Raw genomic sequence first — 17,363 nt, forward strand, 5'->3', positions numbered from 1 at the left:
TACATAGGCAGCATGGACAAGCCACATTCAAACCGGTCGCCGGAGCTGCTCACCCAGCTCCCGAGAGAAAACGTCCTCCAGGACGACGGGGTGCATATGCTCGTGTCGACCAAAGGCGTGGAAGGCTCGAGGAGCGATGGCATGCTCCTTCGCCGATGCGCCTTTTCGCTGGCCGCGCCGCTTGGCTGCGAATTCCTGGGTCAGCACAGGCAGCTTTCGGATGGGTTCTGGCACGCGTCCATGCGCAGCAGGGCCCGCAGCGACGGCTCCTTCGGCCCGCCCCAGGTGGCGATCTATGCGACGGAACTCGACGCGCTGGTCAACCTCTGGGCGAACCGCCGGCGCTTCGATCTCGGTATGCGGGTCTGAGGGCCGGAGGCCTCGCGGGAGAGCTCAGGCCGCGGGCACGGCCGCGCCCACCTGCTGGTACACCGCCATCTCGAAACCCATGAGCGTCTCGATGACGGGCATGTCGAAGAAGGGCAGCAGCTGCGTCATCAGGACCCCACCGATGCCCTTGGCGCGGTCGATCCAGTAGTACGAGTTGAAGACGCCCGCCCAGTCCCCGGTTCCGTTGCTGCGCATGCCCGGCAGATCGGCCAGCGTGAGATGGAAGCCCAGGCCCCAGCTCTGCGGCACCGGAAGTGCGGGCACGTCGTTCGACAGCTCGGGCACCGTCGACTTCAACAGCGTCGGCAGCTGGATCCGGCCAAGGTGGTCTTGCAGCGCCATCTGCACGGTGGCGGGTTTGAGGATGCCGGCGCCGTCGTTCAGCCAGGCCTGCACGAAGCGGCCATAGTCCTGCACCGTGCCATAGGAGCCGTGGCCGGCCGCGTCCCACTCCGAGGTGGGCGGCAAGTCGAGCAGCGACGGCGCGAGCTTGCCATCGCCCTGACGCTGCATCACGCGCAGCAGCCGTTCGCGCTGTTCGGGGCTGGGCGCGAAGGTGGAATCATTCATTCCCAGCGGCCCATAGACGAATTGCCGCAGGTAGCTGCCGAGGCTCTGCCCCGAAATCTTCTCGACGACGAGCCCCAGCCAGTCGGTGTTGACGCCGTACTCCCAAGCGGTGCCCGGGTCGTTGACCATCGGCACCGACAGGCTGCGCTTCAGGCCCGACAGAGGGTTGGGCTCCCCCGTCAGCGCGTGGTACCGGAGCAGCTTTTCGTTGAGGAAGAAGTACCCCAGGCCGGCCGAGTGCGTCATGAGCTGGCGCACCGTGGCCTTGCTGGCCGGCGGTCGAAGGCGCGGCGTGTCGCCGTCGAAGCCGTCCAGGACCGACAACCGACCGAATTCCGGAAGGATGGATTCGACGGTGGCATCGAGGCTCAGCCGCCCCTGCTCCACCAGCTGCAGCGCCGCCGTCGTGGCCACGGCCTTGGTCATCGACGCGTTGCGGAACAGCGTGCGCTCGCCCGCTTCGCCGGCCGCATGATGGAACAGCGGTCCGTTGCGGTCGACCACCACCGCCGCAACGCCGTGCAGGGTTCCCTTCGATACAGCGCCATCCAGCAATGCCACGATGGCCGAACCGTTGAATGCCATGATCGCCTCCGATGTTCAGGTGGAGAATCCGCGCGAGGGGTTGTTGCTGGCACGGGTGGGACATTCTGCCCAAACGAGCAGGACAGTGCCACCTCGGCCGGTGTGCGGCGCCCGTCCGTGGCCTGCCCTTTGGTGCAAGACCCTTTGCATCCAAGGCCACTTGCTGCACACCCCAACTTCGAAACAATGCACGCCAAACAGGGGGCGGCTCTTCCAGGATCGGAACATGAAAAAGTCGGACGCGAGCCGAGGCCAGTCGGCTTCGGCGCTCATCTCGGAACGGATCGCCGAGCTCGGGGACTGGCGCGGGGAAACTCTCGCCCGGATGCGCAAGCTCATCCAGGAGGCAGACCCGGAGGTCGTCGAAGAGTGGAAATGGATGGGCACCCCGGTGTGGTCGCACGACGGCATCCTCTGCACCGGCGAATCCTACAAGGACAAGGTGAAGCTCACCTTCGCCAAGGGCGCGTCCCTGAAGGACCCGGCCGGTCTCTTCAACGCGAGCCTCGACGGCAACATGCGCCGCGCGATCGACATCCACGAAGCAGAGGAAGTGGACGAGTCCGCCTTCAAGGCGCTCGTTCGCGAGGCGGTCGGCCTCAACGGTTGCGCCAAGTCGAAGCCTGCGAAGCAAGCGAAGTCCTGAGGAAATCCGCCCCCTGAGCAGCTTCTGCATCGGGGTGTGCGGGATACCGTTCTCGCGCGATTCCCTTCGGGCGTATAAAGCGTCCCGGGAGAATCCATCACTTGAACATCATCATCCTCGGCGCAGGCCGGATCGGCGAGAGCGTGGCCGGCACGCTCGTGTCCGAGCGCAATGACATCACCGTCATCGACACCGATGCGGCGCGCCTGCGCGAACTCGAGGAACGCCTCGAACTGCGCGGCGTCGTGGGCAGCGGCATCGAGCCCGACGTGCTGGCCGAAGCCGGTGCGCGCGATGCCGACATGCTCATCGCCTGCGCCGCGCAGGACGAGACCAACCTGGTCTGCTGCAAGGTCGCCCATCAGGTGTTCGGCATTCCGACGCGCATTGCGCGCGTGCGATCCGATGCCTACAAGGAAGACAGCCCGCTCCTTGGCAAGGAGGGCTTCGCCGTCGACTGCGTGATCTGCCCCGAGGAATCGCTCACGCGCTACATCGGCAAGCTGGTCGAGTACCCCGAGGCGCTGCAGGTGCGCGAGTTCGCCAACGGGCTGGCCTGCCTGGTGTCGGTGCGGGCAGTGGCGGGCGCGCCGTTGGTGCGCCACAGCATCGCCGAGCTGCGCGAATGCGTGCCCGGTGCCGACATGCGCATCGTCGCGATCTACCGCCGGCTCGAAAACGAGCCCGACCGCTTCATCATCTGCGAAGGCCAGACGCTGATCGAGCCCGGCGACGAGGTGTTCGTGCTGTCGGCGCGCGAGCACCTGCAATCGGTGCTGTCGGCGCTGCACCGCTACGACCAGGCGGATCATCGCGACGTCGAGCGCATCATGATCGCGGGTGGCGGGCGCGTGGGGCTGCGGCTGGCAAGACAGCTCTTCGAGACCGGCCGCAACTATCAGATCAAGGTGCTGGAGCGCAACCATGCACGCTGCGTGCAGCTCGCGTCCGAACTGCCGGCCGGCGTGCTGGTGCTGCACGGCGACGGCACCGACGAGGATTTGCTGGAGGACGAGGGCATCGAGGGCATCGACCTGTTCCTCTCGCTCACCAGCGACGACGAGGACAACATCATGGCCAGCCTGCTGGCCAAGCGCCTGGGCGCGCGGCGCGTGCTGGCGCTGATCAACCGGCGCAGCTATGCCGACCTGATGCACGGCACGCAGATCGACATCGCGCTGTCGCCGGCGCAGACCATGCTCGGCGAGCTGCTGGCCTATGTGCGGCAGGGCGACGTGCAGGCGGTGCACAGCCTGCGCCGCGGCGTCGCCGAAGCGCTGGAGATCGTGGCGCGCGGCGACCGCAAGACCTCGCGCGTGGTCGGACGCAAGATCTCGGACATCCGGCTGCCCAAGGGGGCGCAATTCGGCCTCGTCATGCGCGGCTTGCCGGAAGTCGGCGAGGGCGTGGTCCCGGCCGGCGAGGTGCCGCCGACGCCGGCCCAAGTGATCATCGCGCGCGGCGACACCGTGATCGAGAGAAATGACCACATCGTGATCTTCGTGCCGCGCAAGCGCCAGGTGCGCGACGTGGAGAAGCTGTTCCGCGTGAGCGCCACCTTCTTCTGACGGCACCGGCCTCGTTCCATGAGCGACTTCTTTCCGGTGTTGCGCGTGCTCGGCGCGCTCTTGGGCTTCTTTTCGTTCGGCATGTTCGTGCCGTGGGTCATCTCGTGGACGCACGCCGACGGCCTGCGCCATGTGTGGGCCATCTCGGCGGCAATTTCGTTCGTCTGCGGGGTCGCGTTGTGGGGCGGCCTGCACCGCTACCAGCGCGAGCTGCAACCGCGCCACGGCATCTTCCTGGTGTCGCTCACCTGGGTGCTGCTGCCGCTGTTTTCCACGCTGCCGCTGATGTGGGCGCTCGACAGCATCGGCCGGCCGGTCAACTTCGCGCATGCGTATTTCGAGTCGGTGTCGGGCCTCACGACCACCGGCGCGACGGTGCTCTCCAGGCTCGACGAGCTGCCGGTGTCGATCAACGTGTGGCGCACCTTCCTGCAATGGCTCGGCGGCATGGGCATCCTGGTGCTGGGGGTGGCCATCCTGCCGCTGCTGGGCGTGGGCGGCAGCCAGCTCTTCAGGGCCGAGGTGGCGGGCCCGATCAAGGACAGCAAGCTGACGCCGCGCGTGAAGGAAACCGCCAAGGGGCTCTGGGGAATCTACGCGACCTTCTCGGCGGTCTGCTTCCTCGCGTACTGGGCCGGCGGCATGACGGCCATCGACGCGATGATGCACATGTTCACCACCGTGAGCCTGGGCGGGCTCTCGTCGCACGACGCGAGCTTTGCGTACTTCAAATCGCCGCTGCTCGAAGGGGTGGCCGTGATTTTCATGCTCGCGGCCAGTTGCAACTTCGCGCTGTATTTCATCGCGATGCGAAAGGGTCACTGGCGCGGCTTCTGGCGCGACCCGGAGCTGCGGGGCACGCTCATCGCGCTGATCGCCGGCGGCGTGCTGGTGGCGGTGGTGCTGTGGGCGAAGGGCGTCTACGGTCCGGTGGATGCGCTGCGCTACGGCGTGTTCCACGCCATCTCGGTCGGCAGCACGACCGGGTATGCAACCGTCGACTACCTGGCCTGGCCGGTGTTCGCGCCGCTGTTCATGCTGCTGCTCTCGGGCGTGGCGACCAGCGCAGGCTCGGCCGGCTGCGGCATCAAGATGGTGCGGGTGCTCATCCTGGTGAAGCAGGCGCGGCGCGAGATGACGCGCCTCGTGCATCCGCGCGCGGTCCAGCCGGTGACGCTCGGCAGCATGGTGGTCGACCACCGCGTGATCTTCTCGGTCCTGGCCTTCATGCTGGTCTACGGCGTGACCACGATCTCGCTGAGCATGCTGCTGGTGCTGACCGACCTCGACCCGGTCACGGCCTTCAGCGCGGTGCTGGCCAGCGTGAACTGCACCGGCCCGGGGCTGGGCAGCGTCGGGCCGGCCGGCAATTTCAGCAGCCTGACCGATTTCCAGGTGTGGGTCTGCACCTTCGCGATGGTGCTCGGCCGGCTCGAGATGCTGAGTTTCATTGCCCTGCTGACCCCCTCGTTCTGGCGCAAGTGAGCACGGGCCGCCGCGCCCGGCTGGGCGCCAATGAGACGCAAGCGGAGACTTCTGGTTGGGGAAAGTCCTCAGACGAGAAACCGATTTCCAGGCGCCCCACTGTTGTTGCAGCGCAATAGAAGCCGTTTGGCGCCCGCTACGATGGACGCATGGACTGCACGACCAAACTGGAGGCCGAACTGGACGTCTGCTTCGCGTGGCTCGCCCAGTTCGAGGCCGACATTCCTCACGCGCACGATGTGGTCTCGCGCTGGTACACGAGCCCCGCGCTCCAGGCGTACATGCGCTATTCCTGGTTCAAGGCCTCCACGCCCGGAGAGCCTGCCCTCTGCCTGGCCCACATCCACGTCGCCGAGGGCGCCAGAGGCCAAGGGTATTTCGCGAGGCTGATCGAGCGCTTCCTGGATGGAAGCGACGGTCTGCAGGCGCGCGTGCTCTACCTCGAGAACATCGCGAGCCCGCGGTTCGAACGCTGGCTGCTTCGAGTCGGGTTTCAGCGCTGCGCGCACAGCGCCGGCGAATTCTCCGCGTACTACGTGGTCCGATAGGCAGCGGCGGAAACCGCTCAGGCTGCGGACGGGTCGCCGTTTTTCGGCGGCTGCAACTGCGTGGCGATACCGTAGAGCGCCAGCAGGCCCAGCACGTGCCCGATCGCGACGCCTGGCTCGCCCGATTCGATCCGGGCGATGGTCTGGACGTGGACACCCAGTCGGGCGGCGGCCGCGGCCTGGCCGTCGCCGGCGCTGGTACGGGCCAGCCTGGCAGCCGCACCCATGTCCTTGATCGCCTGGAGGGCGTCGCCGCCGATGTCTGCCGAAATCCGCTTGCCTTGAGCCATCCGCGGATTGTCGCCGCACAATCGAAGCGTGCCTCGAACCCTGCCCGACCCGCCACCCAAGCCCTACTGGCTCTACCTCCTGGAATGCAAGGACGGCGCGTACTACGCGGGGATCGCGCTCGACGTGGAGCAGCGCTTCTTTCAGCATGTCTTCGGACTGGGCGCCAAATTCACGCGCGCGCGGCCTCCAGTGCGGGTGCTGGCGGCCCGCGAATACCCCAGCAAGGGAGATGCATTGCGAGCGGAGCTCAGGCTCAAGGCACTGCCGCGCGCCAGGAAGCTGGGCTTCTTCGACGCCGAGGCGTGCCCCTGAGCGTCTCGATTCCCGCGCAGCCACCTCGCCCTATGCCTTGAGCCCCAAGCGCCGCGCCAGCTTGTGCAGGTTGCTGGCATCCAGTTCCAGCTGACGCGCGGCTGCGGCCCAGTTGTCATCGTGCAGGGCCAGGGCCTGCCTGATCGCCTCGCGCTGACTGGCCTCCACGACCTGGTGCATGCTGGCGAGGCGTGAAGCGGCCGCACCGCCCGCAGCCTCCACAGGCAAAGGTGCGCCTGCGCTGGCGGGCATTTCCAAGGCATCGAGATCCAGCATGTCCGCCTCCAGAGTCACGATGTCCGTGCGATCCGCGCCCCGGCTCACGGCTTTCAGCGCGGCACGGCTGATCACGTGCTCCAGTTCGCGCACGTTGCCGGGCCAGCGGTAGTGGCGCAGCGCGTCCTCGGCCTCGATGGACAAGCGCAGGCTGCGCAGGCCCAGGCGTGCACGGTTGAGTTCCAGGAAGCGACCGGCCAGCAGCAGCACGTCATTGCCGCGCTCGCGCAGTGGAGGAATCGGGATCGGATAGACGGACAACCGGTGGTACAGGTCGGCCCGAAACGATCCGTCGCGCACGTGGTCGCGCAGACTCCGGTTGGTCGCGGCGATCACGCGCACGTTCACGCGTCGCGGCCGGTCCGCGCCCAGGCGCTGGATCTCGCCGTTCTGCAAGGTACGCAGGAGCTTGGCCTGGATCGACAGCGGCAACTCGCCCACCTCGTCGAGAAACAGCGTGCCGCCCTCGGCCGCTTCGAAGCGGCCGGGCCGGTCGCTCACCGCGCCGGAAAACGCGCCACGCGCATGACCGAACAGTTCGCTCTCCGCCAGCGACTCCGGCAATGCCGCGCAATTGACATGCACCAGAGGCTTGCCGGCGCGCCGCGACAGTCGATGCAGCCGGTGAGCGAAGAGTTCCTTGCCCACGCCGGTTTCACCCAGCAGCAGCACTGGAAGCTCGGAGTCGGCGACCACCTGCAACTCGTGCAACAACTGCGTGATGGCTTCGCTCTGGCCCACGACGTCGCTGTCCTCGCGTGGCGCATGCGCATCGGCAGGCAAGGCGCCCCCCGACAAGCGCAAGCCGCGGATCTCGGCTTCAAGGCGGGTGACGCGCACCGCGGCTTCGACGGCGCAAGCGAGCTCCCCCAGATCGCGCTGGGCCTGCGCATCGAAAGCACCGACCTCCAGTGCGTCCAGCGTGATCACACCCCAGCGCTCGCCCTCCACGTCGAGCGCCATGCCCATGCAGTCGTGCACCGGCATCGGCTCGCCGGCGCGCTCGGCGATCAGGCCGTCGTAGGGATCGGGCAGCACGCTGTCGTGATGGAAGCAGGTGACGCCGCGCCGCTGCAGGATGGCCGCGAGGCGCGGATGGTCCTTGACGGCGAAGCGGCGCCCGAGCGCGTCGCTGACCAGTCCATCCACGGCCAGCGGACGCAGGTGCTCCTCTTCCAGTTTGAGCAACGCCACGGCCCCGCACCCGAAGTGCGCGCGCAGGCTGCCCACCAGCCGTTGCAGGCGCACCGCCACCGGAAGATCGGCCACCAGATCGGCCAGCAGAAGGAGGGAGGTTGCAGCAGTGGTCATAAACACCCTAAATGGTACATGAGACCATTTTCAATTAGGGTTATATGTACCATCTTCTTTTCAAGGCATTGATTCATAAGGACTTTTTCTTGGCATGCCGTTCGCATAGGACCTGCAACCCTTTCCCACCACCAAGGAGATCTCCATGGACCTGATGAACCAATCCCTGGGCCAGTTGGCCCGGCGCATCCCGGGCGCCACGCGCGTGTTCGATGCACACCAATTCGACTTCTGCTGCGGTGGCAACCAGACCCTGCGCACGGCGGCCGAGGCGGCCGGCGTCGATGCCGCGCCGATCGTCGAGGAACTGCGCACGCTGGAAGGCCGCGCTGCGGCCGGCGATGCGCAAGACTGGGGCGAAGCAAGCGCCACCGATCTGGTCAACCACATCCTCGCGCGCTTCCACGCCGTGCATCGCGAGCAGCTGCCCGAGCTGATCCGCCTGGCACGCAGGGTCGAGCAGGTGCATGGCGAGCGCGCCGACTGCCCGCGCGGACTGGCCGACCACCTCGTGGCCATGGCGCAGGAACTGGAGAGCCACATGCGCAAGGAGGAGGACGTGCTGTTCCCGATGATCGCGCGCGGCCTGGGCGCCAGGGCCACCGCGCCGATCACGGTGATGCGCATGGAGCATGACGAACATGGCGCCGCGCTGCGCCGGCTGGCCGAACTGACCGATGACATCACACCGCCGCGCGCGGCCTGCACCACCTGGCGTGCGCTCTACGCAAACCTGCGGACTTTCCGCCAGGACCTGATGGCGCACATCCATACCGAAAACAACATCCTGTTCGAGCGCTTTGCGCCGGCCGTGGTGCATTGACCCAGGAGAGACCGACATGGGTCCCTACAAGAAGCTCTGGTTCACGCTGATCGGCGTGTTGATCGTGACCTTTTCGCTGCTGGGCTACTACGGCGCCGAGGTCTACCGGCAGGCGCCGCCGATTCCCGCGCAGGTCGCCACGCAAGACGGCAAGGTGCTGTTCGACCGCGAGGGCATCCTCGACGGCCAGACGGCCTGGCAGTCGGTGGGCGGCATGCAGCTCGGCTCGATCTGGGGCCACGGTGCCTACCAGGCGCCCGACTGGACGGCCGACTGGCTGCACCGCGAGCTGACGGCCTGGCTCGAACTGGCCGCGCAGCAGGCACACGGCAAGGCTTACACGGCGCTCGACGGCCCCACCCAAGCCGCGCTGCGCGAGCAGCTCAAGGCCGAGTACCGGGCCAACCGCGTCGATGAAGCGCAGGTGCTGAAGCTCTCGGAGCGCCGCGTACAGGCCATCGCCCGGACCGCCGCCTACTACGACCAGCTGTTCTCCGACGCACCCGCGCTGCAGAAAAGCCGCGAGCACTTCGCGATGAAGGAAAACACGCTGCCCAGCGCCGAACGGCGCCAGCAGATGACGCAGTTCTTCTTCTGGACTGCCTGGGCCGCCGCCACCGAGCGGCCGGGCCACAAGGTCACCTACACCAACAACTGGCCGCACGAGCCGCTGATCGGCAACCAGCCGAGCAGCGAGAACATCGTGTGGTCGGTCGCCAGCGTCGTGGTGCTGCTGGCGGGGGTGGGATTTCTGGTCTGGGGCTGGGCCTTCCTGCGCGATCACGATGAGCCGCTGCCCGCCGCGGGTGCGCGCGACCCGCTCACCACCTTCGCCCTCACGCCCTCGCAGCGGGGACTGGGCAAGTACCTGTTCCTGGTCGTCGCGCTGTTCATCTTCCAGGTGTTCATCGGCGGCTTCACCGCGCACTACACGGTCGAGGGGCAGCAGTTCTACGGCGTCGACGTCTCGCGCTGGTTCCCGTATGCGCTGACCCGCACCTGGCACATCCAGGCCGCGCTGTTCTGGATCGCCACGGGCTTCCTTACCGCGGGGCTGTTCCTTGCGCCGCTGATCAACGGCGGCAAGGATCCGAAGTTCCAGCGCCTGGGCGTGGACGTTTTGTTCTGGGCACTGGTCGCCGTCGTCGTGGGTTCCTTTACCGGCAATTACCTGGCGATCGCGCAGGTCATGCCGCCCGAATGGAATTTCTGGCTCGGCCACCAGGGCTACGAGTACGTGGACCTGGGACGCTTGTGGCAGATCGGCAAGTACGTCGGCATCCTGCTGTGGCTGGTGCTGATGCTGCGCGGCGTCGTGCCGGCCCTCCTGAAGAAAGGCGGCGACAAGAACCTGCTGGCGCTGCTCACCGCCTCGGTCGGTGCCATCGGCCTGTTCTACGGCGCGGGCCTGTTCTACGGCGAGCGCACCCACCTCTCGGTGATGGAGTACTGGCGCTGGTGGGTGGTGCACCTCTGGGTGGAAGGCTTCTTCGAGGTCTTCGCCACCACGGCGCTGGCCTTCATCTTCTCCACCCTCGGCCTGGTCTCGGTGCGCATGGCCACGGCGGCCAGCCTGGCCTCGGCCTCGCTCTTCATGCTGGGCGGCATACCCGGCACCTTCCATCACCTGTACTTCGCCGGCACCACCACGCCGGTGATGGCGGTCGGCGCGAGTTTCTCCGCGCTGGAAGTGGTGCCGCTGATCGTGCTGGGCCATGAGGCCTGGGAGAACTGGCGCCTGAAGACCCGCGCGCCCTGGATGGAAAACCTGCGCTGGCCGCTGATGTGCTTCGTCGCCGTTGCCTTCTGGAACATGCTGGGCGCGGGTGTCTTCGGCTTCATGATCAACCCGCCGATGTCGCTGTACTACATCCAGGGCCTGAACACCACGCCGGTGCATGCGCACGCCGCGCTGTTCGGGGTCTACGGCTTCCTCGCGCTGGGCTTCACGCTGCTGGTGCTGCGCTACCTGCGGCCTCACTACTCGTTCAGCGCACCCCTCATGAAGACGGCCTTCTGGGGCCTCAACACCGGCCTGGTGCTGATGATCTTCACCAGCCTGCTGCCGATCGGCATCATCCAGTTCCACGCCAGCGTCAGCCATGGCCTGTGGTACGCGCGCAGCGAGGAATTCATGCAGCAACCGCTGCTGCAGACGCTGCGCTGGGTGCGCACCTTCGGCGACGTGGTGTTCATCGTCGGGGCCCTCGCCATGGCGTTGCAGGTGGTGCTGGGCCTGCTGGGCCAGGCGCCCGCGCTGCCTCGGCCCGAGCGGCGTCTGAGCGAGGCCCGAGGTTGAGAGGTCTGCAGTCCGGCGCGGCCTGAGCGGCGCCGCTCCAACGCTCAGGGCGCAGCGAGGCCCGCTGATTTCACGATGAGCGCGTACTTGCCGACTTCCGCGGCCGTGTAGCTGGCGAACTGCGCGGCGTTGCGGGTATCCGGTTCCGTCCCGATTTCCCGCAGGCGCTGCACCATGGTGGGCGCCTGCAGGACATCGGCCATGGCCTCGGACAGCTGCCTGAGGACCGGCTCCGGGACCTTAGCGGGTGCAAACACGCCGAACCAGGCGCTGACTTCAAAGCCCGGCAAGCCACTCTCCGCCACCGTGGGCACCTCGGGAAGCAACGGGCTGCGCCGCAGGCCTGTGACGGCCAGCGCCTTGACCTTCTGGGCCTTGAGATTGGGGATGGCCGTGGTCTGCAGGTCGAACATCACGGGGACATGCCCGGCCAGCACGTCCGCAAGCGCAGGCGCACTGCCGCGATACGGCACGTGCAGCAGCTGAATCTGCGCGGCGTTCGCGAGCATCTCGCCCGCCAGGTGGTTGGAGGTTCCAGGCCCCGCCGAGGCAAAGCTGATCGTGCCGGGGCTGCGCCTGCCAGCGGCGATCAGCTCCGACACGTTGTTGTAGGAAGCGGCGGGATTGGCCACCAGGACGAAGGGAATCGAAGCCAGCGCACTGACGACCGCAAAACCCTTGACCGGGTCGTAGCCTACCTTGCTCATGGCCGGATTGATCGCCTGTGAACTGACGGTGCCCATGAGCAGGGTGTAGCCGTCGGGCTTGGCATCGGCGACGAAACGTGCGCCGATGGCGGTGCCGGCACCAGCCTTGTTCTCCACGATCACAGGCTGCCCGAGGCGGGTCGCCAGCTGTTCACCGACGGTGCGCGCCAGAATGTCGGCCGAGCCCCCGGGGGGATAGGGAACCACGAGCGTGATCGGGCGGGCAGGATAAGTCTGCGCGAATGACGGCACAGCGAACACCACTGCAGCCAGCAGCACCGGGGCGGCGAACGGCTTCATGAATTTCATCATCGGGGCTCCAGTTGGCAGATGCGGGGCGATACCCGGCGGCGCTCCTCGGCGCCTTTGCCGACATGATGCAAACGGCGCCTGATGACGTCCAATACGGACTGCGTACCGAATCCATACATGAATCGAATCACCAACGGTCCAGCGGCAGCGTCGCGATTCAGGTCTTGCGCGCGTGCGAGACCACCTTGCTCGCCGCCGACAGGAAAGAATGGATGACGGGGTTGTCGTTGGTGCGGCTGTAAGCGAAGGCCAGTTGGTAGGTCGGTGGCGTACGCATTGCAGCCACATCAAGAAAAGCCACGTCCTTCATCGCCAACATGCGCATGGAGGCCGGCACCAGGGCGATGCCCAGACCACCGGCGACCAGTGTCAGCACGGCCTGCATCTGGGAGGCTTCCTGGACGACTTTTGGCGAGAAGCCCGCGGCCTTGCAAGCACTGAGAAGCGCGGCCACGAACCCTGCTCCTTCGGCCGCCGGAAAGGCGATGAAGGACTCTGCCGCCAGGGCCTTGATCCTCACCGAGCGCTGCTTTGCCAGGGCATGGCTGCGAGGAACGGCAATCACGAAACCCTGTGCCTGGAGATCGACAAAGGCAAGGTCCGGCACGTCCTGCAGCGGACCGACCACCAGAGCCAGGTCGACCTCGGCGCGCCGCAGGGCTTCCACCTGCCGGGTGGTGGTCTCCGCGGTCACCTGCAGGTGGACCGTCGGGTAGTCGCGTTGAAATCGCTTGAAGATGTCCGGCAGCAGGTCGAGCGCGGCGCTCGGCACGAAGGACAGGCTGAGCGAGCCTTCCGCGCCCTGAGCGGCACGTCGGGCGCGCTCTGTCGCCGCATGGGCCTGTATCAGCAGGCGGTGCGCATCCTTCAGGAACACCTTGCCCGCCGGCGTCAGGCGCACATGGTGCCGACTGCGGTCGATCAGCAGCGTGCCGACCTGCGCCTCCAGGTTGCGTATGGCCACGCTCAGTGGTGGCTGAGACATGTGCAGCTTTTCCGCCGCACGGCCGAAGTTGAGTTCCTCCGCCACCACCACGAACTGACGCAGTTGCCTGAATTCGATCATCTGGAGGACCTGACCAATCGTTGTGACATGCTGGATATGAAAGCAATGACGATGCCTGCGAAGGTTGACTGGATATACACAGTTCGGATCACGACTCCATTTAAACAGTATTGGATGTATCAGGAGCAGCCGCATAGCATGAATGGCATCCCCCGTCGCCGAAGGAGCTCCCCCCCATGCAGCCGTCCCTGCTCGAAGAAATTCCCGCCGTTCCCAATCCCTATCCGGTCGTGTCGAAGATCGAGTACCCGGAGGTCTGGCGCCTCTGCACCCAGGCGCGCGATCTGGCCTGGAACCCAGTCACCGACATCGACTATTCCGACCTCCAGAAGGCCGATCTGCCGCCGGAAGTGCGCAAGGCCGGCGCCGAATGGTGGAGCTTGCGCGCCTGGATGGAGCATGGCGCAACCCCCTACGGTGCAGAGCGCCTGCGCGACGCGATCTTTCTGCACCAACCGTTCGAGGTGAAGCAGCACATCACCAACTTCATCGCCGAAGAGTTCCGGCACCACGAGGCCAGCTTCCGCATCGCCGATGGCCTCGCCGAATACGAGCCCATGCCGCGATCGGACTACTTCAAGGACATCATCCCGCGCTTCCACGACGAGTCGGACGAGAAGGCCATGAGCTTCTTCGCCGGCCTCTCGGTCAACACGCTGTTCGAGCAGCTGTCCGGCGACCTGCTACAGGCGCGCTACGAGAACGCCCGCTTCGACTCGATCCGCGAGGTCTGCCGGCTGATCCTGCGTGACGAGGCCCGCCACATCCAGTTCGGCCGCATCATCATGCGGCGCTTCTTCAGCGAGTTGTCCTCCGAGGAAAAGCACCTGATCGGCCTGAAGGTCGCGAAGAAGCTGCGCGGCAGCCTGCTCAACGGCGTGTATGCCGTCGTCAACCTGCCGGACGCCGAGCGCGCGCGCTCCGGCCACAGCCGGGCACTGGCCGCCGACTACGGCCTCGGCGCGACGCATCCCGATGAAGAGATCGGCATCATCCGCAGGGGCGTGAACAAGATTCGCGAGGACATCGGCGTGTACGGCGTCGAGATCCCGGCCATCCCTGAAATCGACAGTGTCGTGCACTGAGAGCGCCATGCGCGCGATCTCCCGGCCCGACGCCATCGACGAACTGCTGCGCGAGGTCGGCCCGGTGTGGCAGCAGGACATCCGCAGCGCGGGCGACCGGGTCAAGGCCGCCTACCTGCCCCTGCTGATGGCGGCGCCGCGCGATGGGGTCGCCGTCACGCGCGAGATCTCCTACGGACTCCATCCACGCCAGCGGCTGGACCTCTATCGTCCGGCCTCCGCGCGCGACGCGCCCGTGGTGGTCTTCGTGCACGGGGGCGCTTTCGTGCGTGGCGCCAAGGACATCAACGAGGCCATGTACGCCAACGTGCTGATCTGGTTCGCCCGCCAGGGTTGCGTGGGCGTCAATGTCGAATACAGACTGGCGCCGGAGGCGCCGCATCCGCAAGGCGCCCTGGACGTCGCCGCAGCCTGCGCCTGGGTGTCCGAGCACATTTGCGGCTTTGGCGGCGATCCGCGCAGCATCTGTCTGATCGGCCATTCTGCCGGCGGCACCCACGCGGCGACCTTGGCCTGCGATCCGTCGTTGGCTCCTCTGCGGCGCAACCTGTGCTGCCTGGTGCTGGTGTCCGCCCGGCTGCACGCCGACTCCTTGCCGGAGAATCCCAACGCGGCCGGCGTGCGGGCGTATTTCGGCGACGACGCGACCCGCTACCCGGCCCTGGCGCCCATGGCGCATGCGGCGCACCTCGCGCTGCCGGTGTTCGTCGTCAATGCGCAATACGAGAACCCGCTGCTCGACGTCTATGCGACCGAATTCGCCTATCGCGTCGCCGTGGCACGGCGGGTCGCGCCGCGCCACATGACGATCGCGGACCACAACCACGTTTCCGTCATGGCGCACTTCAACAGCGGGGAGCAAATGCTGGGCGAGCAGATCCTCGACTTCTTCGTAGCCTGCTGCGAAGATCGTCGACCCCAACTCACGATGTGACAGCGATTCAGCGAAACGTTATTGCTCCGCCGGACCCTCCCAGGTCCGGCAGGCCGAAGAGCGCGGCAAGCGAATCTTGACGTCGTGCAGGGAACGGCTTGGAGGACTGGTTGCCTGCGCACCGTGCCAGAAAATCCTATTGGAGTGTCGATTCCCGAATCGTGTCTGCGGACTGTCGGAGCTGACGCTGGAGCTTTCGATCGAGCCGGCTGGACTCACGGTGGGCGACGATCTCCCAGAGCCATCCACCCGCCACGGCAATCGCGACGACACCCAGCGACACAATCGAATCCATACGCTCCTCCCGCGAACACAACCCGCTCACTGTGCCGCTTCGTGCGATGCGTGGCATCCCCCCGATTGTTGAGACGTTGCAGCCTGGCAGCCCCCGGCGGCCACCAAGGCGTTCAAGACCCGGTCCCCTTGGCACCGCGGCGCCGCAACGCATGGGGGTGATGTCGACCGAGATGATCGCGCGTCGCGGCCTCGACGGCCGGCAAATTCTCATGCAGACGGCGCAGAAGGTCGAGAAGAACCTTGCGCTCGGCCACCGTCAGTACCGACATGAAGGCGCGCTCGCGCTCCATCGCGATGTCGCGAATCTGGTCGTGGATGGCGCGGCCGGACGGCGTGAGCGTGGCGATTCGCGCCCGTCCGTCCTGCGGATCCAGCGCGAGTTCGATGAAGCCGCGCGCCTGCATGCTCTTGAAACAGCGGCTCATCGAGGCCTTGTCCATGCCGATGATGCCGCAGGCCTTCTGCGCCGAGATGGACCCTTCGATCGCGAGCAGCACCAGGACGCGCCAGCTCTCGATCCCGACATCGAACGCGGCAAGATAGGCCTGCGAGGCCCCGCTCGACAGCTTGTTGGCGATCCAGCTGAGATAGGCGGGCGCGTAGTTGTCCAGATCGACAACGTCGCCCCTTGCTGCCTTGGAAGGGGTCTTGCGCGCGGAAGTGGTCTTGGTACGAGGCATCGAATGAGGACTGGAGTTGCTGGCGCCACTGTAGCCGCCCCGGGAAGCCGTCAGGCTTCGATCGCGCCCGCTGCGGCCTGCTTCTTGAGCAACTCGGCGACGATGCGCCTCGCCCTGTTCGCGCCCGCATCGACGTGGATGTCCGTCCAGGTCGCCCTCTCGCCGAACTCCAGCATGTTCCGGTATTGCGCCTCGATGACGGCGCGGTCCTCGTCGAACGTGAAAGCCGTCTGTTGAACGACGGCGTCGATGTTCTCCGGCATGTCCGGGTGCTTGGTGCTGGCCATGCTCCAGAAGTAGTGGCAGGTCTCGTCGGTTTCCGGGGTGATGCCGTGAAAGCCGCGCATGTGGAAGCCGCCGCGATTAGGATCGTCGATGGCGTCGGTGCCCGGCTCCACGGCACCGGTCCAGATGCGCAGGTGGGTGAGATCGAACTCGATCTCCTGCCAGCGCTCGCATTTCTCGCCGAAGGGCCAGGCGGCGCGGTAGGTCGGCGGTGGCGACGAATTGGGCATCAGGCGCACCACCTTGACCTGCTCGCCTTCGGATGACACCTTCATGGGTGCGTTCATGTGCAGTTTGGCGTCACCGCCGATGGTCTGCAGGTGGACATAGCCCAGGTGGCTCAGGTCGAGCAGGTTGTCGTGGATCAGCTGCCAGGGTGACTTGTAGTGGTAGTTGCCGCTGCCGAACTTGAAGCGAGGGTCGTCATGGAACGGATAGTCCGGCGCTGGGCGCACCGGCATGGCGGCTTCATCCCGGGGCATCCAGATCCAGATGATCTGGTTCTTCTCGACCACGTGGTAGGCCTTGACCCTGGCCTTGGACGGGATGCGCTCCTGGCCGGGAATTTCGATGCATTGCCCGTTCGGTGCGTACAGGAGGCCGTGGTAGCCGCAGCGCACGCCAGCGCCTTCGACGGTCCCGCACGACAGCGGCAGCGAACGGTGGCAGCAGCGGTCTTCCAGCGCCGCGACCTGCCCATCACCCGTGCGGAAGAGGACCACCTTCTGGTTCAGGAAGGTCCGGGCAATGGGTTTGTCCGTGAGTTCGGACGAGAAGCCTGCCACATACCACTGGTCGAGTAGAAAGCGACTGGCATCGGCGTTCTTGGTCACGTTCTTGATGGGAATGCAGGTCGTGGTCATTCAGATTCTCCTTGGGGGGAAGAGTGGCAA

The 17,363-nt window shown here is 66.3% G+C and carries 17 protein-coding genes; 10 read left to right on the top strand and 7 right to left on the bottom strand.

Annotation, left to right across the window (positions count from 1 at the left end):
- Nucleotides 1–12 precede the first annotated feature (12 nt).
- The gene (locus AC1DYK_RS21680) at nucleotides 13–369 is read left to right on the top strand and encodes a hypothetical protein (RefSeq protein ID WP_478168193.1); all 357 of its coding nucleotides are present in this window, start codon (nucleotides 13–15) and stop codon (nucleotides 367–369) included.
- Nucleotides 370–393: 24 nt separating this feature from the next.
- Here AC1DYK_RS21680 and AC1DYK_RS21685 read toward each other — a convergent pair whose 3' ends face one another.
- Complete coding sequence (locus tag AC1DYK_RS21685) at nucleotides 394–1,545, bottom strand: serine hydrolase domain-containing protein (protein WP_478168194.1); 1,152 nt, start codon at nucleotides 1,543–1,545, stop codon at nucleotides 394–396.
- Between the two features lie 226 nt (nucleotides 1,546–1,771).
- On the opposite strand from AC1DYK_RS21685, the gene AC1DYK_RS21690 reads away from it, so the two are divergent.
- From AC1DYK_RS21690 to AC1DYK_RS21705, 4 genes are all read left to right on the top strand, one after another.
- The gene (locus tag AC1DYK_RS21690) at nucleotides 1,772–2,191 is read left to right on the top strand and encodes a DUF1801 domain-containing protein (protein WP_478168233.1); all 420 of its coding nucleotides are present in this window, start codon (nucleotides 1,772–1,774) and stop codon (nucleotides 2,189–2,191) included.
- A gap of 101 nt (nucleotides 2,192–2,292) precedes the next feature.
- Complete coding sequence (trkA, locus tag AC1DYK_RS21695; RefSeq protein ID WP_478168195.1) at nucleotides 2,293–3,759, top strand: Trk system potassium transporter TrkA; 1,467 nt, start codon at nucleotides 2,293–2,295, stop codon at nucleotides 3,757–3,759.
- 18 nt (nucleotides 3,760–3,777) lie between these two features.
- A complete protein-coding gene (locus AC1DYK_RS21700; protein ID WP_478168196.1) occupies nucleotides 3,778–5,244 on the top strand; it encodes a TrkH family potassium uptake protein in 1,467 nt (488 codons plus the stop codon).
- 149 nt (nucleotides 5,245–5,393) lie between these two features.
- A complete protein-coding gene (locus AC1DYK_RS21705; protein WP_478168197.1) occupies nucleotides 5,394–5,792 on the top strand; it encodes a hypothetical protein in 399 nt (132 codons plus the stop codon).
- A 17-nt stretch (nucleotides 5,793–5,809) separates the two neighbouring features.
- Here the strand turns inward: AC1DYK_RS21705 and AC1DYK_RS21710 are convergent, their stop codons facing one another.
- On the bottom strand, nucleotides 5,810–6,082 hold the full coding sequence (locus tag AC1DYK_RS21710) for a helix-turn-helix domain-containing protein (protein WP_478168198.1): 273 nt from the start codon (nucleotides 6,080–6,082) through the stop codon (nucleotides 5,810–5,812).
- Between the two features lie 28 nt (nucleotides 6,083–6,110).
- Between AC1DYK_RS21710 and AC1DYK_RS21715 the strand changes: the two genes are divergently transcribed.
- A complete protein-coding gene (locus tag AC1DYK_RS21715) occupies nucleotides 6,111–6,395 on the top strand; it encodes a GIY-YIG nuclease family protein (protein WP_478168199.1) in 285 nt (94 codons plus the stop codon).
- A 30-nt stretch (nucleotides 6,396–6,425) separates the two neighbouring features.
- Here AC1DYK_RS21715 and norR read toward each other — a convergent pair whose 3' ends face one another.
- Nucleotides 6,426–7,982 carry a nitric oxide reductase transcriptional regulator NorR gene (gene norR, locus AC1DYK_RS21720; protein WP_478092370.1) on the bottom strand — a complete coding sequence of 519 codons (1,557 nt, stop codon included), beginning with the start codon at nucleotides 7,980–7,982 and terminating at the stop codon, nucleotides 6,426–6,428.
- 145 nt (nucleotides 7,983–8,127) lie between these two features.
- Here norR and ytfE point away from each other — a divergent pair, with 145 nt between their 5' ends.
- Together ytfE and AC1DYK_RS21730 are read left to right on the top strand one after the other, a co-directional pair.
- Nucleotides 8,128–8,805, top strand: a complete 678-nt coding sequence (gene ytfE, locus AC1DYK_RS21725; protein ID WP_478168200.1) for an iron-sulfur cluster repair protein YtfE — start codon at nucleotides 8,128–8,130, stop codon at nucleotides 8,803–8,805.
- A 16-nt stretch (nucleotides 8,806–8,821) separates the two neighbouring features.
- Nucleotides 8,822–11,104, top strand: a complete 2,283-nt coding sequence (locus AC1DYK_RS21730; protein WP_478168201.1) for a nitric-oxide reductase large subunit — start codon at nucleotides 8,822–8,824, stop codon at nucleotides 11,102–11,104.
- Nucleotides 11,105–11,148: 44 nt separating this feature from the next.
- On the opposite strand, the gene AC1DYK_RS21735 is transcribed toward AC1DYK_RS21730, so the two are convergent.
- Nucleotides 11,149–12,120, bottom strand: coding sequence for a Bug family tripartite tricarboxylate transporter substrate binding protein (locus AC1DYK_RS21735; protein WP_478168202.1), 972 nt, complete (start codon nucleotides 12,118–12,120; stop codon nucleotides 11,149–11,151).
- Between the two features lie 160 nt (nucleotides 12,121–12,280).
- The gene (locus tag AC1DYK_RS21740) at nucleotides 12,281–13,324 is read right to left on the bottom strand and encodes a LysR family transcriptional regulator (protein ID WP_478168203.1); all 1,044 of its coding nucleotides are present in this window, start codon (nucleotides 13,322–13,324) and stop codon (nucleotides 12,281–12,283) included.
- 41 nt (nucleotides 13,325–13,365) lie between these two features.
- Here AC1DYK_RS21740 and AC1DYK_RS21745 point away from each other — a divergent pair, with 41 nt between their 5' ends.
- A complete protein-coding gene (locus AC1DYK_RS21745; RefSeq protein WP_478168204.1) occupies nucleotides 13,366–14,274 on the top strand; it encodes a ferritin family protein in 909 nt (302 codons plus the stop codon).
- Nucleotides 14,275–14,281: 7 nt separating this feature from the next.
- Complete coding sequence (locus AC1DYK_RS21750; RefSeq protein WP_478168205.1) at nucleotides 14,282–15,208, top strand: alpha/beta hydrolase; 927 nt, start codon at nucleotides 14,282–14,284, stop codon at nucleotides 15,206–15,208.
- 407 nt (nucleotides 15,209–15,615) lie between these two features.
- Here AC1DYK_RS21750 and AC1DYK_RS21755 read toward each other — a convergent pair whose 3' ends face one another.
- The gene (locus AC1DYK_RS21755) at nucleotides 15,616–16,185 is read right to left on the bottom strand and encodes a MarR family winged helix-turn-helix transcriptional regulator (protein ID WP_478156166.1); all 570 of its coding nucleotides are present in this window, start codon (nucleotides 16,183–16,185) and stop codon (nucleotides 15,616–15,618) included.
- A gap of 50 nt (nucleotides 16,186–16,235) precedes the next feature.
- Complete coding sequence (locus tag AC1DYK_RS21760) at nucleotides 16,236–17,333, bottom strand: Rieske 2Fe-2S domain-containing protein (protein ID WP_478168206.1); 1,098 nt, start codon at nucleotides 17,331–17,333, stop codon at nucleotides 16,236–16,238.
- Between the last annotated feature and the right edge of the window lie 30 nt (nucleotides 17,334–17,363).

The organism is Variovorax sp. P2_H12, from assembly GCF_056403395.1.